Below are 23230 nucleotides of genomic sequence, written 5' to 3' on the forward strand. Positions count from 1 at the left end.
CCCTTTCAAGGGGAGGGAGCGTTCATGGCGTGCGCAGGTTCACGCTTCGCGCGACCTGCACACACGAACAATCAGCAATTCCCCTTCTTCGCCTGTCCCGGCGGGCATCCGTGCGGGTGTGGCTTCTTCTGCTTCCATTTCCCGTTCTTCAGCCGCCAGCCGTTGTCAGCCTGCTCCCACATCGGCGGTTCGTAAAAGTAACCGGCGCGCGCTGTTTCCCAATGGCCGGGGACCCAGACATGCCGGTAGCCATCCCAGTTCCAGAAGCCCGGAACCCATATGTGCCCGTGCCGCGGCGCAGGTACCGATTCCACCTGCACCGGAGGCGGCGGAACCGCGATGACGATGTTGATGCCGACTTGGGGCGATGCCAATGCCGGCAAGGCACAGCAACCAGCCAGCGCGACGGAAAGTAGCAGGTGCTTCGCAGCGTTCATACGGATGTCCTTTTGATCTGGATTCACGCTTCCGACTATACGCAGCCGCCAGCCAGGAACAATCAAAGATGCAATCCGTTACAGGCGCTGGAAAATGCGGCTGCATTGGCGGCCGGCGGCGAATGCCGCGCGGCCGCGGTCATGCTTACATGCCGACCGGATAACCATCCTTGCGGTGATCCGATGCAGCGATGTAGCCATTGGCGCTTTTCAGGGCGAGTTGGGCGCAGCCGAACTCGGTGTCGAAACGCTGCGCGACCTTCACCGTATGTCCCATTGCCGTCAGCCCGTCGATCACGTCGCGCGGGAAATTCCATTCGACGGCGACGGTGCTGTTGTCGTCCATCACACGCCAGCGCGGAGCGTCGCTGACCGCCTGCGGGTTCTGGCCGAAATCAGCGATGCGCGACGTCACCTGCACATGGCCCTGCGCCTGCATCGAACCGCCCATCACGCCGAAGCTCATCAGCGGCGCACCACCCCGGCTCAGGAAGCCGGGGATGATGGTATGGAACGGACGCTTGCCCGGGGCAACCTGGTTCGGATGGCCCGGCTTGAGCGAGAAGCCCCAGCCGCGGTTATGCAGCGCGATGCCAGTGTCCGGCACCACGACGCCCGAGCCGAAGCCCTTGAAGTTGGACTGGATGAAGGAGATCATCATGCCGTTCTCATCCGCAGCGGTCATGTAGACCGTGCCGCCGCCATGCGGATTGCCGGCACGCGCTGGCGACGCCCGCTTGCGGTCGATCAGGGCTGCGCGGCGCGCCAGGTAGCCACGGTCGAGCAAGTCGGCCGCAGTGACCGTCTTCATCGCATCTTCGTCGGCAACATATTCCGCCATGTCGGCGAACGCCATCTTCATCGCCTCGATCTGCAGATGGGTCGTCTCCAGCGTATCGCGCCCGGCGGCGCCGAGGTCGAAGTTGTCCAGCATGCCCAGCGCCATCAGCGCGCCGATGCCCTGCCCGCTCGGCCCGATTTCATGCAGCGTGACGTCGCGGTACTGCATCGAGATCGGGGTGACCCAGTCTGCCTTGTGCGCAGCCAGATCCTGCTCGTCGATCGCGCCGCCGGTGTTGCGCGCATGTTGGGCGATGGCCTGCGCCAGTTCACCGTGGTAGAAATCATCGCCGCCAGACTGCGCGATGCGTTCCAGCGTGCGCGCCTGCCCCGGGCAGATGAAACGTTCGCCAGGCAGCGGCGCGCGGCCGCCGGGAGCAAAGGCTTCACGGTAGCCCGGCTGGTTGATCATTTCTCCGATCTGCGCCTGCCATTGCCGGTGCACGGTGGGCGACACCATGTAGCCGCCGCGTGCATAGCGCAACGCCGGTTCGAACAGCTCGGCGAAAGGCAGCTTGCCGAAGCGGTCCGACAGCGCCCGCCAGGCTGACACCGTGCCGGGCACCGTCACCGAGTCCCAGCCGCGCAGCGGCACGGCATCGCGTCCCGCGAAATACTCGGGCGTCCACTTGCGCGGCGCGCGGCCGGACGCGTTCAGGCCGTGCATCTCCTTGCCGTCCCAGATGATGGCAAAGGCGTCGCCACCGATGCCGTTCATGCAGGGTTCGACCACGGACAGGGTGATCGCGGTGGCCAGCGCCGCATCCACCGCATTGCCGCCGCGGGCAAACATCTGCAGGCCTGCCGCAGACGCCAGCGGCTGCGAGGTGCTGACGACGTTGCCAGCCATTAGCGGAAAACGCTGCGATTGGTAGGGATAATCCAGCAGCGAATCGGGGTGATCTGGTTGCATCTTGTTCCTTGTGTCTCTAAGCAATCTTTAAATCTGAATCAGTCTTTTGATCGATTGTCGGATCAATCGAGTTTTACTTTGGCGGTTTCAACGACTTTGGCCCAGGTGTTGAACTCGCTGTCGAGCTGTTTGCCGAATTCATCCGGCGCGCTGTATCGCAGCTCCACGCCCTTGGCTTCCAGCGACTGGCGTACCGAAGGCGTGTTGATTGCCGCTTCGACTGCCTTGGCCAGCGCATTCACGATTGCCGGCGGGGTCCCCTTTGGTGCCACCAGACCGAACAGGTTTTCAGCAGCGAAGCCCGGCACGCCGCTTTCCTGCACAGTCGGCACATTCGGCAGGCTGTTCGCGCGCCGGCTCGACGCCACCGCCAGCACCTTGAGCTTGCCGGCCTTCACCAGCGGCATGGAGCCGGGAATGGAGTCGAACATCATCGCCGAGCTGCCGGAAATCAGTTCCGGCAAGGCCTGCGAACTGCCCTTGTAGGGCACATGCACGACGTCGACGCCGGTCTTCATCTTGAACAACTCGGATTCCAGATGCGACAGCGTGCCCGGACCCTGGGACGCAAAATTGTATTTGCCAGGCGATGCCTTCAGGAAGCCTACCAGCTGGGAAACGGTGGTGGCTGGCGTCGAATTCGGCACCACCAGGATGTGCGGCACCGTGCCAACACCCGCCACCGGCGTGAAGCTCTTGATCAGGTGGCCGGGCTGGGGCGAGTAGGCCGCCGCCGCGATGGCCGCATTGGTCACCGCTGCCATGTAGATGGTGTAGCCGTCCGGTGCTGCCTTGGCCGCCAGGTTCAGGCCGATATTGCCGCCCGCACCGGGACGGTTCTCCACCACCACGGTCTGGCCCAGGGTCTCGCTCATCTTCTGGCCGATTGCGCGCGCCAGGATGTCGGTCGCGCCGGCTGGCGGGAAGGACAGGATCATCTGGATCGGGCGATCCGGCCAGGCGGCCTGCGCCGGGACTGCGCACAGGGAGGCAGCAGCAATGGCGAGTGCGCCAAACAGCTGGCGGGACGAGAGCGGGACGCGGATGTCTTTTTTCATCAGTAACTTTCAGTGAAGTTGAATCGGTGACGATACCAGTACGAGATTTTTGCACGGATCAGTGATTTGCGCCTCTTGCGGCACATATTTGCGGCCGGCGACTGCAGCACCAGGATGGCAGCAAGCAGGGACAGCAAGAGGCAAGGAAGATTCGAGCAAGAAGCGGGCCCGAACCCCAGCAGCAAGTGCACAGGAGGTTCGGAACGGGCGCCGCAGACGAAAAAAAGGGGGGATCGACCGATCCCCCCTTTTCCTTCACGCCGAGCACACTGGGTAAGTGCGCCCCATCAGCCCGGGCTTAGTGGGCCCTGACCGCAGGCTTGCCTGCATATTGCTGAGGGAACAATTCCTTGTCGGTCAAGCCGCTGTCGGTTGAACGCAACTCGCCCGCCGCCTTGGCGTTACGGTACTCCTTCATCACTTCCGCCCGGGTCACCGTCGACGTCGATGCCGGGGCTGCCTCCGATCCCGGGTACAACTGGGACAGCGGCAGGTTCATGTCATTTGCCGAAAACGCGCCAGCCTGATGCGCCTTTTGAAAAGCCAGGACTTCGGTCCGGGCTTCGATGCGGGTTTTGGCGGAAGTTGCTGTCACTTCGGCCGGACCGCCGTAGAGTTGGGACGAAGGCAAGCTCATGTCGTTGCTGGAAAATTGGCCTGCAGTGACCGCGGCCGGCGCGGCCTGGGCGAAACCTGCTGCAGCGAGCGCGAGTGCGACCAGTGTTTTTGCGATATTGCGGTTCATGATTTTCCTTTCGGGGGAATGGCAGCCGGCCGGTATGGCCTGTTCAACGACTTGTTGTGGCTGCTCGATGGATGTAGTCTATTCATTCGACCTGCAATGAAAAATGCCGAAAACAGCAATGAATAATTTCTGAAAGAGAAATAATGGATCGCCTTCTTTCAATGCGCACGTTCACCCGGGTAGTCGATGCGGGCAGCTTTGCCGGCGCGGCGCGCGAGCTGGATCTGAACCAGGCCGTCGTCACCCGCCTGGTGGCCGACCTGGAACAGCATCTCGGCGCGCGGCTGCTGCAGCGGACCACCCGGTCGATGAGTCTCACCGAGGCCGGCGCCGCCTACCTGACTCGTTGCAGGGCGATCCTGGAACAAGTGGAAGCGGCCGAACTGGCCGTGTGTCAAGGCCAGGAGCAGCCCGCCGGGCGGGTACGGATCGCCCTGCCCATGCTGTTCGGCACCGACGTAATGCCGGAGCGTCTGAAGGATTTCCGGCAGCGGTATCCGAAGATCGTGCTCGACGTCACCCTGCTCGACCGTCCGATCGACCTGGTCAATGAAGGATTCGACCTTGCCGTCGTGACGTCGCTGCACGGGCCGGGCAGTGGATCGATTGTTTCCCGCCCGATGTTCGACATGCCCTTCTCCTTGTGCGCGTCACCCGACTACCTGGCCCGGCACCCGGCCCCGAAGACGCCTGCCGAACTGGCCGGGCACGCCTGTGTCGGCATCTTCCACAGCGTAGTGGGCGAGCAATGGTCACTGTCGGCAAAGGATGGTACGCAGGCAACGGTGCCGGTCGACATCGTGTTGTGGGCAGGGGACATGCGGCTGATGCGGGAATCGGTGCGCAGCGGCATAGGAATCGGCGTCCTGTCATGCCGGGCGATCGCAACCGACCAGTTGGCTGGCTTGCTGGTTCCGGTGCTGCCAGAATGGCGGATTGGCTCATTGTCGCTGTCGCTGACCTATCCCGGACGCGAGTTCATCCCCGCCCGGGTGCGAGCCGTGATCGACTTCATCCTCGAAGAATCCGACCGGGCCGCGCCCGCCGGCCAGCGCCGGCGCCCGAAGGATTCAATCACAAAAAGTCACAAGTCTATGAACCAATGACAGCTCTGTTTTGTGCGCTGCATCGTTTATAGTTGCAGCCAGTTCAGCATCCAGAAAAAGAGGACCCGAGATGACCGACCGCACTGCACGCACCCAATGTCACCGCCTTCAGGTAGCGACCAATTTGTACCGCTTCATCGAGGATCGGGTGCTGCCCGGCACCGGCGTCTCCAGCGATACATTCTGGCAAGGTTTTGATGCGATCGCACATGACCTGTCACCCAAAAATGCTGCACTGCTCGCAGAGCGCGACCGCTTGCAGTCCGAGCTCGACAAATGGCATGCTGCCAACCCGGGGCCGATCCGCGATGTGAAAGCCTACCGCGCCTTCCTGGAGTCGGTCGGTTACCTGGTGCCGATGCCGGCACAGGCCAAAATCACCACCACCAACGTCGATGCCGAACTGGCACTGCAGGCGGGTCCGCAACTGGTGGTGCCGATCCTGAACGCACGCTACGCGCTCAATGCAGCCAATGCACGCTGGGGTTCGCTGTATGACGCGCTGTATGGCACCGATGCGATCTCCGAAGCCGATGGTGCCGGCAGGACCGCGCCGGACGGCAGCGGCTACAACCAGGCGCGCGGCGCAAAAGTGATCGCCTACGCCCGCAACTTCCTCGACCAGGCAGCACCGCTGGCCCAGGGTTCGCACGCCGATGCGGCTGCTTACACGGTGGTGGGGGGCAAGCTGGCCGTGTCGCTGCAGAACGGCGGCGGCACCAGCCTGAAGGACGAGAGCAAGTTCGTCGGCTACCAGGGCGATGCCGCATCGCCCTCCTCGGTCCTGTTGTGCAACAACGGCCTGCACATCGACATGCAGATCGACCGCAGCACCCGCATCGGCAAACAGGACGCCGCCGGCGTGTCCGATGTCGTGATCGAGTCGGCGCTGTCGACCATCCTCGACCTGGAAGACTCCATCGCCGCAGTAGACGCCAACGACAAGGTGCTGGCCTATGAAAACTGGCTCGGCATCCTGCAGGCCACGCTGACCGAAAGCGTGACCAAGGGCGACAAGACCTTCACCCGCAGCCTGAACGGCGACCGCAAGTACACAGCGGCAGCCGGCGCGACCGATGCCAAGGATGGCATCGTCACGCTGCACGGGCGCTCGCTGCTGTTCCTGCGCAATGTCGGCCACCTGATGAGCAACCCCACCGTGTTGCTCGAAAACGGCACGGAAATTCCGGAAGGCATACTCGACGCCATCGTCACGGTGACCATCGCCGTGCACGACCTCAAGCGCCGCCAGGGCCAGGAAATCGGCAACTCGCGCAGCGGTTCGATCTATATCGTCAAGCCCAAGATGCATGGCCCGGCCGAGGCTGCCTTCGCCAGCGAGATGTTCGGCCGCGTCGAAGCCTTGCTCGGCCTGCCTGCCAACACGGTCAAGCTCGGCATCATGGATGAAGAGCGGCGCACCAGCGTCAACCTGAAAGCCTGTATCGCCGAAGCGCTGCCACGGGTCGCCTTCATCAACACCGGCTTCCTCGACCGCACCGGCGACGAGATGCACACCGCCATGCGCGCCGGCCCCATGTTCCGCAAGGGCGACATGAAGACCAGCACCTGGCTGACTGCCTACGAGCGCAACAATGTGCTGGTTGGCCTGGCCTGCGGTTTGCGCGGCAAGGCGCAGATCGGCAAGGGCATGTGGGCCATGCCGGATCTGATGGCGGCAATGCTGGAACAGAAAATCGTGCATCCGAAGGCCGGCGCCAACACGGCGTGGGTTCCCTCGCCCACCGCGGCCACGCTGCATGCGCTGCACTACCACCAGGTCAACGTCGCCGAGATCCAGAAGGAAATGGAAAAAACCGTCACCGACGCCGGGATCGATCGCCTGCTGGACGACCTGCTGCAGATTCCTGTCGTGCCGGAAGCGAAATGGTCGGCCGCCGAGATCCAGCAGGAGCTCGACAACAACTGCCAAGGCATCCTCGGCTACGTGGTGCGCTGGATTGACCAGGGCGTGGGCTGCTCGAAGGTGCCGGACATTCATAACGTCGGCCTGATGGAAGACCGCGCCACGCTGCGCATCTCCAGCCAGCATATTGCCAACTGGCTGCTGCATGGCGTCGTGTCGGAAGCACAGGTGCACGAGACACTGCAACGCATGGCTGCAGTGGTGGACGGCCAGAACCAGGGCGACCCCCTGTACCAGCCGATGGCGCCGGCTTTCGAAGCATCCTTTGCCTATCGCGCCGCACGCGACCTGATCCTGAAGGGACTGGAACAACCCAGCGGCTATACCGAGCCATTGCTGCATGGTTGGCGCCTGAAGCTGAAGGAAGCGCACGGCATCGCCTGATGCAAGGCTGGCCAGCCGGTCACCATGCTCCGGCTGGCTGGTCCGTGAAAACCGGCTTGCCGTATCAGTGCATCCCTTCACCCCGCCGGTAGGCCGACAGCCACAGGCTGCCCTCGCCGGGCGCTTGCGCCGCGTCCTTGTCCTCGTCCTTGTCCTCGTCCTTGTCCTCGTCCCCGTCGTCGTCCGGGAGCATGTCGAGGATGCGCCGCATGTCGGTGTTCAGGGCCGGGTTTTCCACGTTGAGCGCCATCCCCTGCTCCATCGCGGCTCGACAGGCGAGGAAGCGGTCGTGCATCAGATGCTGCAGCCCCAGCGCAAAATGGCGCAGGGGCTCGCCTTCGTCCATTGCGATGAGCGGCGACAGCGTGCTGCTAGCCTGCTCGACGCGCGCTGCGCATAAATACAGCAGACCCAGTTGCAAGCGGGCGGAGTGCAGGCCGGGCGCGACGATCAATGCCTGTTCCATCCCTTGCGCGGCGCGATCGTACAGTCCGATCCGGGCATGCTCGCCAGCCAGCAGGTAGAGCAGCTGGCCGTCCGGCGGCGCCTTGGCAATCGCACGCTTCAGATACAGGATCGCCTGTTCGGGCTGTTCGTTGCTGATGGCCTGGATGGCCAGGTATTTCAGTTCTTCGGCATCGAGGTCAATGTCGGGATTCATTGTTTTTCCTTGCGGATTGAAGGTGGGTGGAATGGCTGCCGGCCCTGTCGTGCCGCGTGGCGGCGCACGACGTCGATCAGGTTGCCCCCGGCCGGCGCGGGGAAACCCTGCATGACCTGCAACAGCAAGGCCCGGGCTTGCGCGGGCTGGCTACGATGTTCCAGCAGCAGGCTTTGCGCGAACCGGCCGGCAAAGGATTCCGGCTGCAGGCGCAGGGCGATCGCAGCCTCGCGCCCGGCTGCGTCCCAGTCCTGCTGCATCGCCTTGAGCACCGCCAGCGAGCCGTGGGTCTCGCCAAAATTGCGGTCCGCGGCAAGCGCCGATGAAAGCGTGGCGTCTGCCGCCGGCAAGTCGTCCTGCATCAGCTGTACCCAGGCCAGGGCATTCCAGGTGCCCAGGTGCGACGGCAGCAGTCGCACCGCGTTTTCAAGCGCCTGGCGCGCGCCGGCATGGTCAGCGGCCGCCAGGCGCGTCAGGCCAATGCCCATCCAGGCCCGGCCGTTGCCGGGATGCACGCTGGCTGCACGCTCGAAAACAGACAAGGCCTGGCCGTGCTGCTCCAGCGCCAGCCCGGCCGTGCCGGCCGCCAGCAGCGCGTCGATGTTGTGCGGATGCGCCGCCAGCACGCTCTGCGCCAGCGCCCTGCCCGGCTCCAGCTGATCGTGGTCGACGTAGAGCAGGCTCAGCATTCCCTGCGCGATGGGGTCTTCTCCCAGCGCGCTGGCCACCTGTATTGCCTGGTCGAGCTTGCCGGCCGCATGCAGCGCGCGCACGTAGAGATGATCGAAGCCAGGCAGGCTGGCCGCACGCGGCTGCAAGGCAGCAAGGATGGGTTCGGCTTCGCCATGGCGGTTGGCCAGGATCAGGGCGAGCGCATGCTGGAACAGCACCGCGTCCTGGCAATGGTCTTCGTCAAGCAGGGACTGGGTCAGGGCGAGGCCGGCAGCTAAGTCGCCCTCGTGGTTGCAGATCGTGGCCAGCCGGAATCGACTCACCGGATCGTGCGGCGCCAGCAGCAGGGCGCGTTCGACCAGTGCGCGCGCCGGCGCCCACTGCTCTTCCTGCAAGGCGCAGTCGGCAGCGTCCTGCAACAGCGGCAGATTGGCGGGATCCTGTTCGAGAAAGCCAAGCAAGCGGGCCAGCCGACCTCCGCCCAGGCTCACAGCGTCACCGTGCCAAAGGAACGCAGCGCCACGTGCGGCGGCACCTCGGTCATGGCCACCACCGACAATTGCGGCAGCACCCGTTCGGTCAGGCTGCGCAAATGGCGCCGCAGTTCAGGCGCGCACAGTAGCACCGGCATCATATTGTTCCTGACCATTTTTTCGACCTGCGCCGCCATGCGGGTGAGCAGTTGTTCCGCGTAGCGCGGCTCCAGCACCAGGGCGGTGCTGTTGTCGATGGCGCGCATGCTGCCAACCATGGTCTGCTCGATCGCCGGGTCCAGTGTCAGCACCGACAGTTCATTGGCGCGTCCGAGCAGGTCCTGGCAGATGGCCGGCGCCAGGCGCTGCCGGACCTGCTCGGTCAGGAGTGCTGCATCCCGGGTCTGGCGGGCGGCATCGGCCAGCACTTCAAGGATCAGCACCAGGTTGCGGATCGACACTTTCTCGCGCAGCAGGTTTTGCAGCACTTTCTGCACATCCGACAGCGACAGCGTGGCCGGGATCAGTTCCTCGACCAGGCCGGCGTCGGTCTTGCGCAGTTGGGCCAGCAAGCGTTCGACTTCGCTGCGCGAGAGCAGCAGCGCGCCGTTGGACTTCAGCACCTCGCCCAGGTGAGTCAGGAATACGGCCATCGGGTCGACCACCGTGTAGCCGGCGTGGCGAGCCTGGCTGCGCTGATCTTCGGCTATCCACTCGGCCGGCAAGCCGTAACTGGGATCGCGCGTCTCGATCCCGCGCAAGGGCGGCGCATCCGGCCCGGGCTTGAGAGCAAGCAGGCGGTCAGGCACCAATTCGCCCTCGGCCACCCGGTTGCCGTAGAGCTGGATCTCGTACCTGCCGGCCGCCAGCTTGCGATCGTCCCGCATGCGCACGGGCGGCAGGACGAAGCCGGCTTCCAGCGCAAGGTTCTTGCGCAACGTGCCAATGCGCTCCATCAGCGCGGCATTTCCGTCCGACAGCAGCGGCACCAGGTCCTGGCCGACCCGCACCTGGACCGGATCGACAGCGAGCAGGGCGTACAGGTCTTCGGCCTGTTGTCCGTGCTCGCCGGCGCCGGGGCTTTCGGCCGCCGCCGGGGACGTGCTGCCGGTACGTGCAAACCACCAGCTCAGGCCGACCACCAGCATCAGGCACAGTAGCGGAAACGCCGGCAAGCCCGGCAACAGCAGCATGATGAATATGGCCAGCATCACGATCAAGAGTGTCTTGGGAAACAGCGACAGCTGGCGCAGCAGTTCGGCCGAGAGATGGGTGTCCGACGATGAGCGGGTGACGATGATGCCGGTGCCCAGCGCAATCACCAGCGCCGGCACCTGGGTGACGATACCGTCGCCGATGGTCAGCAGGGAATAGGTGCGCAGGGCTTCATCCCACTTCATGCCCATTTGCATGACGCCGATCGCCCACCCACCGAGGATGTTGATCAGCAGGATGACGATGCCGGCGATGGCGTCGCCCTTGACGAACTTGGACGCGCCGTCCATGGCGCCATAGAAGCTGGCTTCGCGCTCGATGGTCTTGCGCCGGCGCTGTGCCTCGGCCTGGTCGATGAATCCCATGTTGAGGTCGGCGTCTATGCTCATCTGCTGGCCGGGCATGCTGTCGAGCGTGAAGCGCGCCGCCACCTCGGCCACCCGCTGCGCGCCATTGGTGATGACCACGTACTGCACGACCACCAGGATCAGGAACACGATCAGGCCGATCACATAATTGCCGCCCACGACATAGGTGCCGATGGTGTTGATGACACGGCCGCCATCGGCCGAGGACAGGATCAGGCGGGTGGCGGCGATATTGAGCGAAAGCCGGAACAACGTGGCGATCAGCAGCAGCGACGGAAAGGTGGAGAACTGCACCGGCGTCTGGGTGTAGAAGGTCAGCAGCAGCACCAGCAGCGCCAGGCAGATATTGGTGAGGATCAGGAAATCCAGCAGGCGCGCGGGAATGGGCGCGAACAGCACCACCAGGATGCCCAGCGTCAGCAGCACGAAGGCAACGTCGGCATGGCGGCCGAGAACCGTGCGCAGGCCGTTCATGCCTGCCGCTCCCGGCCTTGGCCCAGCATCTGATCCTGAATCTGATTCCGCAGACGCCCCTGGTCATGGCCGGCCCGCAACCACAACAGTACCCGCGCCACGGCCTGGTAACAGGCAGGGTGGATCGGCTGGTCCATGCCCGTGCTGCGAAACAGTTGCCGGGCCAGGTCGCGATTGCGCACGACAGGCACCCGGTGACGCCAGGCCATTTCACGCATCAGCGCAGCCAGTTCTCCGGCGCCCTTGGCCAGCACCACGGGCGCAGCCATTTCGCCCTCGTCGTATTTCAGCGCCACTGCCAGGCGAGTGGGATTGGTGATCAGCACATCGGCCTCCTTTACACGGCGCAGCGAACTGCTGCGCGTCCTTGCTTCGTTCTGCAGCGCCCTGCGGCGCGCGCGGATGCGCGGGTCGCCTTCACGCTGCTTGTGCTCGTCCAGCAACTCGCGCCGGCTCATGCGCATGCGCTTCATGTAGTCGCGCCGCGAAAACAGAATGTCCAGCACCACGATCGGCACCAGCACTGCCAGGCACGCCAGCAACAGTTGCAGCACCAGCCGGCACAGGACGATGGCCAGCATGCGCGGCTCGGCGCCGGGCAGGGCCAGCAGGGTGGGCAGCGCATTACGGATGAACCAGCCGATGGCCAAAGCCAGCAGCAGCGCCTTGAGCACCGCGCGCAAGGCGTCGAGCAACAGCTTGCCCTGGAAAAAGCGCTTGGCCCCCGCCACCGGATTCACCCGTTGCAGGTCGGGCTTGAGCGGGGTGAAGCTGAACACCGGCCCGGTCTGCACCAGGCAGCCGAGGGCCCCGATTGCCATCAGCAGCGCGATCAGGCCCGCCAGCAAGCGCAGATGTGCGGCAAACAGGGCCGCCGGAAGCGCCAGCGGATCCGCTTCCGACATTCGTCCCCAACCGGACGACAGCACCGTGGCGCACAGGCGCAGCATGCCGTCGGACAGACTGCGGCCGCCGTGGTACAGCATGCCGGTCAGAGTCGCCAGCGCAAGGAAGGCATTGAGGTCGGCGCCTTTGGGCACCGATCCCTTCCTGCGCGCCTGTTCCAGTTTCCAGGGCGTGGGTTGTTCATTGCGTTGCTGGTCGTTGTCTGCCATGTCTCATCTCGCCAGCAACTGGTCCCAGTAACGGAACACGCTGCCGTAAATGCGCGCCAGCACCGGTCCGAGCGCCGGCGCCGTCAAGGCCAGCAGAACCAGCCCCGCACACAGCTTCACCGGTATCGACAACAGGAATACATTGGCCTGTGGCAGCACGCGCGCCACCACGCTCATGCCGATGTCGACCAGCACCACGCACACCACCGCGGCGCCCACCAGCAGCAGGCCGAGGCTGAACATCAGGCCGAATTGCGCCACCACCGCAAGCGGCGGCACGCCGAGCGGACTGGCTGCCAGCGGCGCCGCGCGCAGCGACGCCGCCAGTGCGCGCAGTACCAGGTGATGGCCGTCCATGCCGAGGAAGGCGGCGATGCCGGTCATCTGCAGCAACAGGCCCAGCATGGGCGCCTGGCTTCGGGTGGCGGGATCGAACAGGGTGGACATCCCTATGCCCATCTGCAGTTCCAGCAGGCGCCCGCCCTGCAGGAAGGTCGCGAATGCCGTGGACAGCCCGAAGCCCAGCAGCGCGCCCCACAACGCCTCGCACAGCAGGGCCTGCACCAGGCCAGGCAGCGTTTCCAGGCGGACGCCGGAAGCCAGTGGCAAGCCGTCCTGCCAGCCCAGCGCCAGGCACAGGCACAGCGCCAGCAATGCCAGCACGCGGATATGCGCCGGCACCCCCGTGCCGCCCAGCAAGGGCGTCATGAACAACACGATGCCGAGGCGGACCGACAGCAGCAAGGCGGCCAGGACCGGACGCATGTCGAAAGGGAGCTGGATCGCCGTCATGGTCACAGGTAAGCCGGTATCGAGCCGATCATCGAGGAGGCGAATGCCACCACCTGGCGCATCATCCAGGGGCCGGCGATGACGATCACCGCCGTCACCGCCAGCAACTTGGGAACGAAGGAGAGGGACATCTCCTGGATCTGGGTGACGACCTGGAAGATGCTGACCAGCAGCCCCACCACCAGCGCAACCAGCAGTACCGGGGCGGCCACCAGCACCGCGGTCCACAAGGTCCTGGAGCCGAGCATGAGGGCGAGGTCAATTGACATGGTTTTTCCTGTTGATGGCATGGTTTTCCATTGATGGAATTGATGGCGTCGTTGTTGGCGTCTCTTGGCGCACGCTGCTAGTGAAAGCTGGCCAGCAGCGAACGCGCCACCAGGTTCCAGCCATCGATCAGGACGAAGGTCAGTATCTTGAGCGGCAGCGACACCATGACCGGCGGCACCATCATCATTCCCAGCGACATCAGCACAGATGACACCACCAGGTCGATCATGACGAAGGGCAGGAAGATCATGAAACCAATCTGGAATGCGGCACGCAGTTCGGACAACATGAAGGCGGGGGTCAGTTGCACCAGGCTCACGTCCTCGACACGCTTGGGTGGCGGCACATGCGCCAGTTCGCTCATCAGCGCAAGATCCGCTTCGCGCGTCTGGCGCAGCATGAAGTCACGCATCTGGGCCGACGCGATGTCGAGCGCCTGGGTGGATTCCATCTTCCCGGCGCTGTATGGCTGCCAGGCCTGATCGTTGATACGGGAAAGCACCGGCATCATGGCAAACAGCGACAGGAACAGCGCCAGGCTGACCAGAACCTGGTTGGGCGGGGTCTCGGGCATGCCAATCGCATGTCGCAACATGGCCAGCACCACGACGATGCGAGTGAATGCAGTCATCGTGACCAGGATCGCCGGCGCCAGGCTCAACAGGGAAAGCAACAGCAGGATGCGGATTGGCATCGCCAGGTCGGCACTTGATCCTCCCGGTGCAAATAGCCGCAGCTCGATCGCATTGGAAGGCGCTGCAGCCTCGGCGCCGGCGCAGGCCAGCAACAGCAAGCTACTGCCGAGCCACCGCCAGCCCTTAATGCTTGCAGTCCGATTCATGGGCTCGCGTCCCTGCCGTCGGCACGGGCAGTGTCGAACTGGGCCAGCGCCTCCATCCGGTCCGCGCATTGCGCGAACACGAACTCCCTGCCGCGCCATGCCACCACATGCACCATGGTGCGCATGGGCAGCCGCAGGCTGGCGACCCATTGCAGGTCCGGGCTGTTGACGGCCAGGCCTGGTATCCGGCCGGCAAGGCGTTTCCTCGCATAGGCCAGGACCAGCACCACGACCACCAGCAGCAACAGAGCCAGTCCGTAGCCGAGCACCAGTTGCGATGAAGTCGCCGCCGCCTCCTGCCGGTAGGGTATGCCGCTGGCACTATCCTGCGCGGCGCAACTGGCGCACCACAGCCAGGCCGGCACCAAACCCGGCAGCACCAGCATGCGAGCTGGCTTGCGCGCCTCAGCCCTCGCCATCGCAAACCTCCGTAATGCGCACGCCCAGCACATCGTCCACCACCACCAGCTCGCCGCGCGCGACCGTCTTGTGGTCCAGTTGCACGTCGACCACGGGATTGGTGCCGCAGTCCAGCGGCAGCACCGAACCATCACGCAATGCGAACAGGGCCGTCACGCTCAGTTCACCCTCGCCGACTACCGCGCGCACGCGCACCTTCAGGTCGCCGATCAGGTCGACTCGCCCCGCCAGCAGCGCCGGGCCATCCGGCGGCAGTGCCGGCAATGGCTGCAACTTGATCAGGTGGATGTCTGCGGTGGCTGTTGCGGCTGTTGCGGCTGTTGCGGCTGTTGCGGCTGTTGCGGCGGTTCCGGCGGTTGCGGCGGCTGCCGGGGCAGCTGCGGCGCCTGGGCAGTCCGCTACCATTTTGGTGCTCGGCATGATGTTCCCTCCATGTTCATTCATTCAATCACTCGATCATTCGGTCATTCAAAAACCTGGAGTACCGCCTGCCCGTCCTGCAGGCCCAGACCGGCACTACAAATCCGCGCCCCGGCCGGCGTCACCAGCGCCAGGCCGTCCTCGGGCCGCATGTCCAGCCGCAGCACGTTGCCCGGCTCCAGCGCCAGCAGTTCGGACAGGCGCAGCGTGGCGCTGCCGGCATGCAGCGCGTAACGAAGGCGGCTGCGGCCCAGGGCGTGCTGGCGGCCAGTCAGCGGTTTCCCGACCGCTACGGACGCGCCAAGCCATGGCGCCAGCAAGGGAAAGGACAGCCATACAGGAATCAGATCGGCGCCCATGGCCAAGGTCAAACCAGCGTTACCAGCGCCCTTGCCCGATGGCAGGTGCAATGACGGCCTGTCGCTGAACAGCCGGTTGACGCTTGCGCTGCCCGCGGGCAGCCCGGCCAACCGCGACAGCAAGTCGCGCAGCATGTAGCGCGCCATCAGCAGCGGCAGCTGATCGATCGGGCCGCGGTCGGGACCGTGACCGGACGACAGCTTGCCGGCCGCCCGCGTCCACAAAGCCGACAGCAGGGCCGGGGCGTAACTGGCTTGCGCCAGTGGCTTGCCGTCTTCATCCAGCAGCGTCAGCCACTGGCCGGGGCGCTGCGGGACCGTAGCGTCCCGCTCGACATCGGCCTGCTCTACACCTGCCTGCTCGACATCTGCCCGCTCCACATCGGGAAGCACCAGGTCGGGAGGCACCAGATTGGGAAGCACTACCTGGAGCACGGGCGCCGGATCGTCCCCGAACCAGGCCTCATTCCACGCCGCGACCAGTGGCCCGGCTGCGCGCGCAATGCATTCGCCGTCGCTCCGCCCCAGCAGGCGCCAGCACCGCATCGCGCTCAACGCCGGCCCCGCATATCGAACAATTGCTGCAGCATGTCATTGGCGGTGCTGATCACCTGGGACGAAGCCTGGTAGCCGCGCTGGGTCAGGATCAGCTCGGAGAACTGCTCCGTCAGGTCGACGTTGGAGCCTTCGACCTGTGCGCCCGAGACACTGCCGAATACACCACCTTGAGCAGTGCCGATGACAGGCTCGGCACCGCCCACGCTCATCCACAGGTTGTCGCCCGCCGTGACCATGTGTTCCTGATTGGCAAACCACGCCAGCGCAAGCCGCCCCATGCTCCGGCTCTGGCCATTGCTGTATTGCGCCAGCACCGTGCCATCGGCTTCGAAGCGGGTGCCCGTTATCGATCCGCTGCTGACCCCATCGGCCGATTGCAGGCTGGCGGTCGAGTCGGCGCCAACGCTGAAGCTGGTCAAGCCGCTGAAGCGGCCGGCTTCGCCAAAATCCAGCGTCACGTTCCGGGCCAAGGTGCCGGGAGGGGTCCAGCTGAAGCTGAACTTGTCGCTGCCGGCAGCCGGCGCGCCATCGGCTCCGAACACCAACGTGCCGCTGGCCAGCTGCCGCTGCTGCGAATCGGTCAGCGTGAAATCCCAGTCATGCCCGCCGCCGCCAGCAGCAGGATCGGTCTTGTCCGCAAATCTGATCGACACCGTGTGCGGCCCCCCGAGCGCATCGAACAGCGTGATGTTGTCGATGCTGTGCAGCTTGTCGCTGTCGGCCGTGGAAAGGCTGCCGGTGAACTTCATTACGCTGGTTGCACTGCCGGGGATGCTGCGCCAGCCAGCGATGTTCAGCGCTGCCGGTGCGCCGCCCTGCCCCATCACCATGACTGGCACATTGGCGCCGCGCGCTACCAGCATGCCAGCGGCGTCAAATTCGAACTGGCCGTCGCGCGTATACCTGGCTTGGCTGGCCTGGCTACCGTGGCGCAGGATGAAGTAGCCATTGCCGTCCAGCGCCGCATCCAGCGCGTTGCCGGTCGAGCGCAATTCGCCCTGCGACAGCACCTGCCGCGGCTGGCCGGTCGCCACGCCCCGCCCCGGCATGCCCCCCATGCCGTCCTCGCCGTAGAGAAGGTCCCGGAATTGCAGCACCGAGCGCTTGAAGCCGACCGTGTTCATGTTGGCCACGTTGCTGCTGATATTGGCCAGGCCGCGTGAGAAGGCGGCCATGGCGGTCATGCCGGTATTGATCGATTCGAACATGGCTTCCTCTTCAGCGAACCAGCGATACCTGCGACAGCGGCACATCGGCCAGGAAGCTGCCGTTGTCCGCTTTGACCGTCATCAGCGGCTGCCCCTCGCGAAAGCGCAGGGTCGTGACTTGGCCGGTGCTACTGGCGCCGTCTGCGCCCGTCACTTCCACGGTCTTGCCGAGCAGGCCAACCGACTGCGTGGCCGACTGGATGATGAGCAGCTGCTGCAGGCGTTCATTCATCTGCTGGCTTTGCTGCAGCGCCGTGAACTGGGCCAGCTGCGCGACGAATTGCTGGTTGTCCATTGGCTTCATGGGGTCCTGGTAAGTCAGCTGGGTCATCAGGATCTTCATGAAGTCGTCCAGCCCAAGGCTGCTGGCTGCAGCTGCGGGAGCGGCTGCGGCGGAAGTATTGGCCGCAGCCGGAACGGCGCCGATCGAGTCGATTGCCATGTGGGTGTCCTTTCAGGTCAGGGGAATATGAAGGCCATTGAGGGTGAATCCGGCCAGGCGCAAGCCCAGCCCGGCCAGCACCTGCCGCAGATCGGCAATGCATTGCGCCAGTGCCCTGCCGTCCCCGGCCAGCGTGCTGTCTCGCAGCCAGACCTGCATGCCGTCGTCCACGCGCACGAAATGCAGGTTGCGGGAAGGCCATGGAATGCTTGTGGCAAGCGTGGGCGCAGCAGCACTCACGTCAATGCCGATCAATGCCTGGGCAGTCGCAGGCATCGCTGGCCCGGTAGTGGCCGCTTGCGCTGCGGCGGTGGTTGCGGCGGCTGCTGACGCGGGCTGCGGCTGTGAATGCGGCTGTGAATTCAGCTCTACATGCGACCGCAAATCCGGTCGGGAATATGGCTGTGAAGCCCGTTGTGAAGCCAACTGTGAAGCCGCCGATGCCGGCGCACTTGCCGCGGACGATCCCGCTGGTCCGGCAGTGGCCTGTGCCACGCCCGGCTGGCGCAACGCCTCGAAAATCCCGGCGGCACCGCTCGCTGTTTCGACCGTGCCGGAGAGTGACGGCCGGATGTCGGCAGGCGCGGCCGAGGAGTCCGGTGCCGGCACTGAGCGAAAACGCCTGAGCGCGGACTGTTGCTCCTGCTCCAGAGCCTTGCGCCACGCCGCCATGCCCTGCTGCACGCTATCGCCCACATGGCGCTGCGAGTCCGGCCGGGCCGACAGTGACGGCAACAGCAACGGCAGCGGGTTCATGCCTGGCTCCGGTTGCCGTGCATCAGCCAGAGCGCGTCATGCTCGCGCTCATCGTGCCGGAGAAGCTTGTCCGTCCATTGCACAAGCTGGCGCTCGAAGTGTTTCTCCAACATGCGCAACGCGCGCTTCCTTTCCTGTGCGACTTGCAGGCACTGCTGGCGCTCGTGCAGCAATTGCGTGCGAATGCCGCGGGCCCGGTCCAATTCCTGTTGCAGGTGCCGCAGATATAGCCGGGCAAGACCTTGCCGCTCGCGGGCAAAGCGATCCGCTGCGGCGCGACCGGCTGGATGCGCGACCTCGGCACTTTCGCTCATCTGGCTCATCTGGCTCGTCTGGCTCGTCTGGCTCATGCTGCATATTTCATGCATGCCGCTGATGCCTCGCAAAAGACCTTCCACCTCATCGTCTGCGCAGGCCAGGCGCCGGTCCAGGTCGGCCAATGCGCAGGCCGCGGACTCGAGCGCTGCGGCACGCAACTGGCGCAGTGTTTGCAGGGACGGGGACCAGGCATGCATCTCATTGCTCCTTCAGGATGGCGGCCAGCAGTTGCAGCGACTGCGCGCGTGGCACGGCCTGTCCGATGTCCTGGCGCAGGAAGCGCTCCAGTTGAGGCGCAAGGTGCAGCGCACGGTCCAGCTCGGGATTGCTGCCGGCCTGGTAGGCGCCCAGTTCGACCAGGTCGCGGCTCTTGTGCTGGCGATGCAGGACGCCGACCGCGCGCCGGATCACTTCATGTTCGGCCGTGGTGGTCAGCGCCGGCATCAGGCGGCTCAGGCTCCGGAGCACGTCGATCGCCGGGAAATGACACTGCTCTGCCAGTTCCCGCGACAGCACGATGTGGCCATCGAGCACCGCGCGCACGGCATCCCCCACCGGATCGGCGGCCAGGTCATCGCCTTCGACCAGCACAGTGTAAAAGGCCGTGATCGATCCGACGGGCGATGTGCCGCAGCGCTCCAGCAACAGGGGCAGGCTGGCAAACACCGACGGCGTGTAGCCGCGCGCGGTCGGCGGCTCTCCGATTGCCAGGCCGATCTCGCGCTGGGCCATGGCGAAGCGGGTCACCGAATCCATGATCAGCGCAACCTCGGCGCCCTGGTCGCGGAAATGCTCGGCGATCGCGGTCGCTGCATATGCCGTATTGACCCGCACCAGCGCCGGCTGCTCCGACGTCGAAGCCACGACCACCGAGCGCGCCAGCCCCGCTGCACCCAAGGTGTTCTCGATGAATTCGCGCACTTCGCGGCCACGCTCGCCAACCAGGGCCAGCACGATGACGTCGGCCTTCAGATTGCGCGCCAGCATGGCGAGCAATGTGCTCTTGCCAACGCCCGCACCGGCGAAAATTCCCGTGCGCTGTCCACGGCCAAGCGTCAGCAAGGCGTCGATTGCGCGCACCCCGGTTTCAAGCACCGACGTGATCGGCGGACGTGACAGCGGGTTGATCGGATCCTTGCGCAGCGAAAGCATGGCTCGCGCTGGTGGCGCGGGCCGCCCATCGAGCGGTGCGCCAAAGGCATCGATCACGCGGCCGAGAAAGGCCGGCCCGGCTGGAACACGCAAAGGCTGGCCGAGGGCCACCACCTCGCTGCCAAGTCCCACGCCACGCAACTCGCCATACGGCATCAGCAATACCCGTCCGTTTCGCAAGCCGACCACTTCAGCCTGGACCGGCACCCCCGTAGCGCGAGAACGGACCGTGCACACTTCGCCGATCAGCGCGTCCGGGCCCTCTGCTTCAAGCAGCAGGCCGTGGCATTGCGCAATGCGGCCGGTGCGGCGCACCAGCTCGGCCCGGCGCACCGCTTCGATATAGCGCGCTGCGTTCATGCGGCCTGCCCGCGGCTGGCAAGTTGCGCCAGCAAGACCGTCCTGAGTTCGCCCAGTTGCGACTCCAGCCGTGCGTCAAGGCCACCGGCATCGGTCTCGATGATGCAGCCGCCAAGCTGCACCCTGTCGTCGGGCACCAGCCTGGGGTTGCCGGCGCACAAGGCCTCTTCATGCTGCCCGACCAGCGCAAAATCGCCCGGCGCCAGATGAATGGATAGCACGTGCCGCTGGCGGTGCTGTTCAAGCACACTCGCGACCATGCCGGCCACCGTGTCGCGCTGGCCGGCTGTTGCGCCCAGCAGGCGCAACAGCGCCGTCCACGCAATCTCGACCGCCAGCTCTTCGGCACCGGCTTGCCAAGCTGAAGTGGATTGCACGATCTGCTCGCCCAAGGCTTGCAGCGAGCGGGCATTCGCCTCGCTCTGTGCTCGCGAGCGCCGGTCGGCCTGTTCGGCGCGCTCCTGGCAGAGTTCCTGCCCGCGCGCCAAGCCCTGCTCCAGGCCGGCTTCGTGTCCTGCAACATGGCCTGCTTCATGGCCGGCGGCGAATCCCGCCGCATAACCCTGTTCGCGGCCGTCGGCATGGCGGTCGGCTTGCGCAGCTTCATCGCATGTCGAATGCGGCCGATCCTCATCACCCCGGATCACGCTCCTCCCGTACGGATCGCCGCCCGGGTTGCAGGCGACATTGCCACTGACCAGGCCCAAGGGCGGATCGCCGCCATCGGCAGGCGCAGGATTACCGATGGCGGCCATTTCGCTTTGCGCAAGTGGCGCGGGTGACGCCTGTCGGCGACCTTGCAAGCGGGTGAATCCGTCGTCGCCAGCAACACGAACGGTCTTGATGACAGCAATCATTCTCGCCCCCATGTGGAGGAAGCGGATGGAGCTGCCGCAGCATGCGTGCCGCTCCTGCCATCCACATTCAGCGCGGGCAGGCTTTCCGCCAGCGCATGCAACAAGGCCTGCGCCAGCGCCGGTCGCAACTGACCCGCGCGCGGGACCTGCTCAAGCAGCCGGCGTCGGTGCAGCCATGACCATCCGTCCCACACCGCCTTGCGCCAGCGCCAGTCATGCAGGCACAACACGAACGCCTGCAACGACTCCGGCTGCTGCGCCAGCAAGCGGCGCATGTGTTCGGGGGTGGCCTGGTCAATGAGCGCCAGCGATCCGGCCTCCAGGCCGTCGCTGGCAAGGGACGGCGGCAAGTCCTGCCCGCCTGCAAGCGCAGGCTCGACGCCAAGCGAGCGCAATTCCCGTAGCAGTCCGCGCAGGCGCTGGCGCCAGGCGGGCAGCAACTGGCGCAGCAGCCACCGGCGGTCGCGCCAGTGCAGTCCGTGCAGCGAAAAGGCCGCCGAACGCAGCCGCCCCTCCAGCTCGCGCTCGCTCATTGCCGGCTCCGGGGGGAAGCCGAAGCCGGGGCAAGCCAGTCCTGCAAGTCGCGCAGCATTTCACGCCGTGCCTGTTCGGACAAGCGATGCGTACCGGCCTGCCGCTGGCGCCACCCCAACAAGGCGGCCAGTCCGAGTAAGGCCGCCAGCAGCAGGCCAGCGAGCACCGGCAGCGTTCGATCCGCATGAATTTCCTGCCGGCGTTGCAGGTTGGGGGAAGCGGAGGAAGCGGGGGCGTGGGCAACATGATCGGCCGCCCCGCCCTTGCGAAGATCTGCGTGCACGGACGGTCGCGCCGCCACTGCGCCCTGCATACCGGACATGCCGGACATGCCGGGCGCAAGCGGCACCGCATCGTCCTGTTGCCCGCCGCCGGTGCCCGCCAGCTGCTCCATGCTGTACACGGCAATGCCGTCGCCGCGCCCCGGGGTCAGTCCGACCGCCATTCCCACGACATCGGTCAGGCGCTGCATGCGCTCGGCCGGCAGCGCGTCCGGCACGACGACGGCGACGCTGATCCTGCGCACCGCGCCCGGCGCCGCTATCATCTGCTCGATGCGCTTGCCGTGCTGGTACTCGAATTCGGCGACGCTGGACTCGTTCTGCTGCGCGCCGCCGGTGGCCGCCTCCTGCTGGGGCGTGCCCGGCGCGTTGCGCTGCCGCCCTTCCTTCTGACTGGTCTGCCGGCTGCGCAGCAGTGCACCGCCGCCCTCTGCGGGCGCCGCCAGCACCTGCTCCCGGGTCACCTTCAGCACGTCATGATTGAGTGCCACGTCGACAGTGACGATGGCGCGGCCCGGACCGATGGCGCGGTCCAGCACTGCCGCCGCCTTGTGGATGAAATAGCTCTCGGTCTGACGCTTGAGTTCCAGCCGCGCCGGGCTGGCGCCGGTGCCGTCGAGCGACTCCGGCTCCGGACTCAGGGCGACGCCACGGCTGTCCAGCAGGGTGACCGCATCCGGCTCGATTTGCGGTACGGCCGCCGCCACCAGGCGCCGTATGCCGGCCACTTGCGCGGCCTGCAATTGCTTGCCGGGGCGCGTGGTGATGGTGATGGACGCCTTGCCATGCGCATCGCCCCGCCGCAGCAGGCCCGATTCCGGAATCACCAAGTGCACCCGGGCTGCGCGCACTTCATCCAGCGCCATGATGGTACGTGCCAACTCACCCTGCATCGCGCGCTGGTAATTGATCTTTTGCGCAAACTCGGTCATGCCGATGTCGGCGTCGGAAAACAGCTCGAACCCGACCGTGCCCCTCAGGTTGACGCCCTTGCTCATCAGTTTCAGGCGCGTGCCATGGACCTCGGCCTTGTCCACCAGCACCGTGCGCCCTTCTTCCTGCAGGCGGTGCGGCACCTTCATGCGCTCCAGCTCCGAGACGATGGCGCCGGCATCCTGCGGATCGAGCTCGGCGAACAGCACCTGGTAGTCGGTCGCCAGCAACCAATAGCCAATGAACAGCATGCCCGCCAGGATGCCTGCGATTCCAGCGGCAAGCCCGCCACGCGCAAGATTGCCGAGCCCCTGCCAGCCTTGCTTCATTTGATCGAACAT

Annotated in this window: 24 protein-coding genes; 2 read left to right on the top strand and 22 right to left on the bottom strand. The window is 65.5% G+C overall.

Annotated elements, in window-relative coordinates:
- Nucleotides 1-71: 71 nt before the first annotated feature.
- The 4 genes from FVE66_RS16610 to FVE66_RS16625 form a co-directional block, all read right to left on the bottom strand.
- Nucleotides 72-437 (bottom strand): YXWGXW repeat-containing protein, encoded by a 366-nt coding sequence (locus tag FVE66_RS16610; protein WP_151448594.1) that lies wholly within the window; start codon nt 435-437, stop codon nt 72-74.
- 145 nt (nt 438-582) lie between these two features.
- Nucleotides 583-2190, bottom strand: a complete 1608-nt coding sequence (locus tag FVE66_RS16615; protein WP_151448595.1) for a gamma-glutamyltransferase family protein — start codon at nt 2188-2190, stop codon at nt 583-585.
- A gap of 62 nt (nt 2191-2252) precedes the next feature.
- Nucleotides 2253-3248 (bottom strand): Bug family tripartite tricarboxylate transporter substrate binding protein, encoded by a 996-nt coding sequence (locus tag FVE66_RS16620; protein ID WP_151448596.1) that lies wholly within the window; start codon nt 3246-3248, stop codon nt 2253-2255.
- 298 nt (nt 3249-3546) lie between these two features.
- Entirely contained in the window at nt 3547-3993 is a 447-nt protein-coding gene (locus tag FVE66_RS16625; RefSeq protein ID WP_151448597.1) for a hypothetical protein, read from the bottom strand.
- A 143-nt stretch (nt 3994-4136) separates the two neighbouring features.
- Between FVE66_RS16625 and FVE66_RS16630 the strand changes: the two genes are divergently transcribed.
- Together FVE66_RS16630 and FVE66_RS16635 are read left to right on the top strand one after the other, a co-directional pair.
- Nucleotides 4137-5099 carry a LysR family transcriptional regulator gene (locus tag FVE66_RS16630; protein WP_151448598.1) on the top strand — a complete coding sequence of 321 codons (963 nt, stop codon included), beginning with the start codon at nt 4137-4139 and terminating at the stop codon, nt 5097-5099.
- Between the two features lie 70 nt (nt 5100-5169).
- Nucleotides 5170-7410 carry a malate synthase G gene (locus FVE66_RS16635; protein ID WP_151448599.1) on the top strand — a complete coding sequence of 747 codons (2241 nt, stop codon included), beginning with the start codon at nt 5170-5172 and terminating at the stop codon, nt 7408-7410.
- Nucleotides 7411-7474: 64 nt separating this feature from the next.
- On the opposite strand, the gene FVE66_RS16640 is transcribed toward FVE66_RS16635, so the two are convergent.
- The 18 genes from FVE66_RS16640 to fliF form a co-directional block, all read right to left on the bottom strand.
- The gene (locus FVE66_RS16640) at nt 7475-8071 is read right to left on the bottom strand and encodes a tetratricopeptide repeat protein (protein WP_151448600.1); all 597 of its coding nucleotides are present in this window, start codon (nt 8069-8071) and stop codon (nt 7475-7477) included.
- Complete coding sequence (locus FVE66_RS16645) at nt 8068-9234, bottom strand: tetratricopeptide repeat protein (RefSeq protein WP_151448601.1); 1167 nt, start codon at nt 9232-9234, stop codon at nt 8068-8070. The genes FVE66_RS16640 and FVE66_RS16645 overlap by 4 nt, the downstream gene beginning before the upstream one ends.
- Complete coding sequence (flhA, locus tag FVE66_RS16650; RefSeq protein ID WP_151448602.1) at nt 9231-11273, bottom strand: flagellar biosynthesis protein FlhA; 2043 nt, start codon at nt 11271-11273, stop codon at nt 9231-9233. The genes FVE66_RS16645 and flhA overlap by 4 nt, the downstream gene beginning before the upstream one ends.
- Nucleotides 11270-12388 (bottom strand): EscU/YscU/HrcU family type III secretion system export apparatus switch protein, encoded by a 1119-nt coding sequence (locus FVE66_RS16655; protein WP_151448603.1) that lies wholly within the window; start codon nt 12386-12388, stop codon nt 11270-11272. Before FVE66_RS16655 ends, flhA begins: the two co-directional genes overlap by 4 nt.
- A gap of 3 nt (nt 12389-12391) precedes the next feature.
- Entirely contained in the window at nt 12392-13180 is a 789-nt protein-coding gene (locus FVE66_RS16660) for a flagellar biosynthetic protein FliR (protein ID WP_151448604.1), read from the bottom strand.
- 2 nt (nt 13181-13182) lie between these two features.
- A complete protein-coding gene (gene fliQ / locus FVE66_RS16665; RefSeq protein ID WP_151448605.1) occupies nt 13183-13449 on the bottom strand; it encodes a flagellar biosynthesis protein FliQ in 267 nt (88 codons plus the stop codon).
- Nucleotides 13450-13526: 77 nt separating this feature from the next.
- The gene (gene fliP / locus FVE66_RS16670) at nt 13527-14291 is read right to left on the bottom strand and encodes a flagellar type III secretion system pore protein FliP (protein WP_151448606.1); all 765 of its coding nucleotides are present in this window, start codon (nt 14289-14291) and stop codon (nt 13527-13529) included.
- Complete coding sequence (locus FVE66_RS16675) at nt 14288-14710, bottom strand: hypothetical protein (RefSeq protein ID WP_151448607.1); 423 nt, start codon at nt 14708-14710, stop codon at nt 14288-14290. The genes fliP and FVE66_RS16675 overlap by 4 nt, the downstream gene beginning before the upstream one ends.
- Entirely contained in the window at nt 14697-15131 is a 435-nt protein-coding gene (locus FVE66_RS16680) for a FliM/FliN family flagellar motor switch protein (RefSeq protein WP_151448608.1), read from the bottom strand. Before FVE66_RS16680 ends, FVE66_RS16675 begins: the two co-directional genes overlap by 14 nt.
- 44 nt (nt 15132-15175) lie before the next feature.
- Nucleotides 15176-16036 (bottom strand): FliM/FliN family flagellar motor switch protein, encoded by an 861-nt coding sequence (locus FVE66_RS16685; protein WP_151448609.1) that lies wholly within the window; start codon nt 16034-16036, stop codon nt 15176-15178.
- Between the two features lie 5 nt (nt 16037-16041).
- Nucleotides 16042-17256, bottom strand: coding sequence for a flagellar hook protein FlgE (locus FVE66_RS16690; protein ID WP_161993313.1), 1215 nt, complete (start codon nt 17254-17256; stop codon nt 16042-16044).
- 10 nt (nt 17257-17266) lie between these two features.
- Nucleotides 17267-17698 (bottom strand): flagellar hook assembly protein FlgD, encoded by a 432-nt coding sequence (locus FVE66_RS16695; RefSeq protein ID WP_151448611.1) that lies wholly within the window; start codon nt 17696-17698, stop codon nt 17267-17269.
- 12 nt (nt 17699-17710) lie between these two features.
- Entirely contained in the window at nt 17711-18454 is a 744-nt protein-coding gene (locus FVE66_RS16700; RefSeq protein ID WP_151448612.1) for a hypothetical protein, read from the bottom strand.
- A complete protein-coding gene (locus FVE66_RS16705; RefSeq protein WP_151448613.1) occupies nt 18451-18894 on the bottom strand; it encodes a hypothetical protein in 444 nt (147 codons plus the stop codon). Before FVE66_RS16705 ends, FVE66_RS16700 begins: the two co-directional genes overlap by 4 nt.
- 76 nt (nt 18895-18970) lie before the next feature.
- Entirely contained in the window at nt 18971-20284 is a 1314-nt protein-coding gene (locus FVE66_RS16710; RefSeq protein WP_151448614.1) for a FliI/YscN family ATPase, read from the bottom strand.
- Entirely contained in the window at nt 20281-21141 is an 861-nt protein-coding gene (locus FVE66_RS16715; RefSeq protein ID WP_206668780.1) for a FliH/SctL family protein, read from the bottom strand. The genes FVE66_RS16710 and FVE66_RS16715 overlap by 4 nt, the downstream gene beginning before the upstream one ends.
- A complete protein-coding gene (locus FVE66_RS16720; RefSeq protein WP_151448616.1) occupies nt 21138-21674 on the bottom strand; it encodes a hypothetical protein in 537 nt (178 codons plus the stop codon). The genes FVE66_RS16715 and FVE66_RS16720 overlap by 4 nt, the downstream gene beginning before the upstream one ends.
- Nucleotides 21671-23230, bottom strand: coding sequence for a flagellar basal-body MS-ring/collar protein FliF (gene fliF, locus FVE66_RS16725; protein ID WP_151448617.1), 1560 nt, complete (start codon nt 23228-23230; stop codon nt 21671-21673). The genes FVE66_RS16720 and fliF overlap by 4 nt, the downstream gene beginning before the upstream one ends.

The organism is Lacisediminimonas profundi, assembly GCF_008831265.1.
Classification (GTDB): domain Bacteria; phylum Pseudomonadota; class Gammaproteobacteria; order Burkholderiales; family Burkholderiaceae_D; genus Lacisediminimonas; species Lacisediminimonas profundi.

Bases quoted from the DNA above. Each gene is read 5' to 3' on its own strand.
- FVE66_RS16640 (WP_151448600.1), bottom strand. From the start codon at position 8,071: ATGAATCCCGACATTGACCTCGATGCCGAAGAACTGAAATACCTGGCC.
- FVE66_RS16635 (WP_151448599.1), top strand. From the start codon at position 5,170: ATGACCGACCGCACTGCACGCACCCAATGTCACCGCCTTCAGGTAGCG.
- FVE66_RS16630 (WP_151448598.1), top strand. From the start codon at position 4,137: ATGGATCGCCTTCTTTCAATGCGCACGTTCACCCGGGTAGTCGATGCG.
- FVE66_RS16715 (WP_206668780.1), bottom strand. From the start codon at position 21,141: ATGATTGCTGTCATCAAGACCGTTCGTGTTGCTGGCGACGACGGATTC.
- FVE66_RS16685 (WP_151448609.1), bottom strand. From the start codon at position 16,036: ATGCGGTGCTGGCGCCTGCTGGGGCGGAGCGACGGCGAATGCATTGCG.
- FVE66_RS16720 (WP_151448616.1), bottom strand. From the start codon at position 21,674: ATGAGCGAGCGCGAGCTGGAGGGGCGGCTGCGTTCGGCGGCCTTTTCG.
- fliQ (WP_151448605.1), bottom strand. From the start codon at position 13,449: ATGTCAATTGACCTCGCCCTCATGCTCGGCTCCAGGACCTTGTGGACC.
- FVE66_RS16655 (WP_151448603.1), bottom strand. From the start codon at position 12,388: ATGGCAGACAACGACCAGCAACGCAATGAACAACCCACGCCCTGGAAA.
- FVE66_RS16615 (WP_151448595.1), bottom strand. From the start codon at position 2,190: ATGCAACCAGATCACCCCGATTCGCTGCTGGATTATCCCTACCAATCG.
- FVE66_RS16690 (WP_161993313.1), bottom strand. From the start codon at position 17,256: ATGTTCGAATCGATCAATACCGGCATGACCGCCATGGCCGCCTTCTCA.
- FVE66_RS16700 (WP_151448612.1), bottom strand. From the start codon at position 18,454: ATGAACCCGCTGCCGTTGCTGTTGCCGTCACTGTCGGCCCGGCCGGAC.
- FVE66_RS16620 (WP_151448596.1), bottom strand. From the start codon at position 3,248: ATGAAAAAAGACATCCGCGTCCCGCTCTCGTCCCGCCAGCTGTTTGGC.
- fliF (WP_151448617.1), bottom strand. From the start codon at position 23,230: ATGTTCGATCAAATGAAGCAAGGCTGGCAGGGGCTCGGCAATCTTGCG.
- FVE66_RS16660 (WP_151448604.1), bottom strand. From the start codon at position 13,180: ATGACGGCGATCCAGCTCCCTTTCGACATGCGTCCGGTCCTGGCCGCC.
- FVE66_RS16675 (WP_151448607.1), bottom strand. From the start codon at position 14,710: ATGGCGAGGGCTGAGGCGCGCAAGCCAGCTCGCATGCTGGTGCTGCCG.
- fliP (WP_151448606.1), bottom strand. From the start codon at position 14,291: ATGAATCGGACTGCAAGCATTAAGGGCTGGCGGTGGCTCGGCAGTAGC.
- FVE66_RS16710 (WP_151448614.1), bottom strand. From the start codon at position 20,284: ATGAACGCAGCGCGCTATATCGAAGCGGTGCGCCGGGCCGAGCTGGTG.
- FVE66_RS16695 (WP_151448611.1), bottom strand. From the start codon at position 17,698: ATGGCAATCGACTCGATCGGCGCCGTTCCGGCTGCGGCCAATACTTCC.
- FVE66_RS16625 (WP_151448597.1), bottom strand. From the start codon at position 3,993: ATGAACCGCAATATCGCAAAAACACTGGTCGCACTCGCGCTCGCTGCA.
- FVE66_RS16610 (WP_151448594.1), bottom strand. From the start codon at position 437: ATGAACGCTGCGAAGCACCTGCTACTTTCCGTCGCGCTGGCTGGTTGC.
- FVE66_RS16680 (WP_151448608.1), bottom strand. From the start codon at position 15,131: ATGCCGAGCACCAAAATGGTAGCGGACTGCCCAGGCGCCGCAGCTGCC.
- flhA (WP_151448602.1), bottom strand. From the start codon at position 11,273: ATGAACGGCCTGCGCACGGTTCTCGGCCGCCATGCCGACGTTGCCTTC.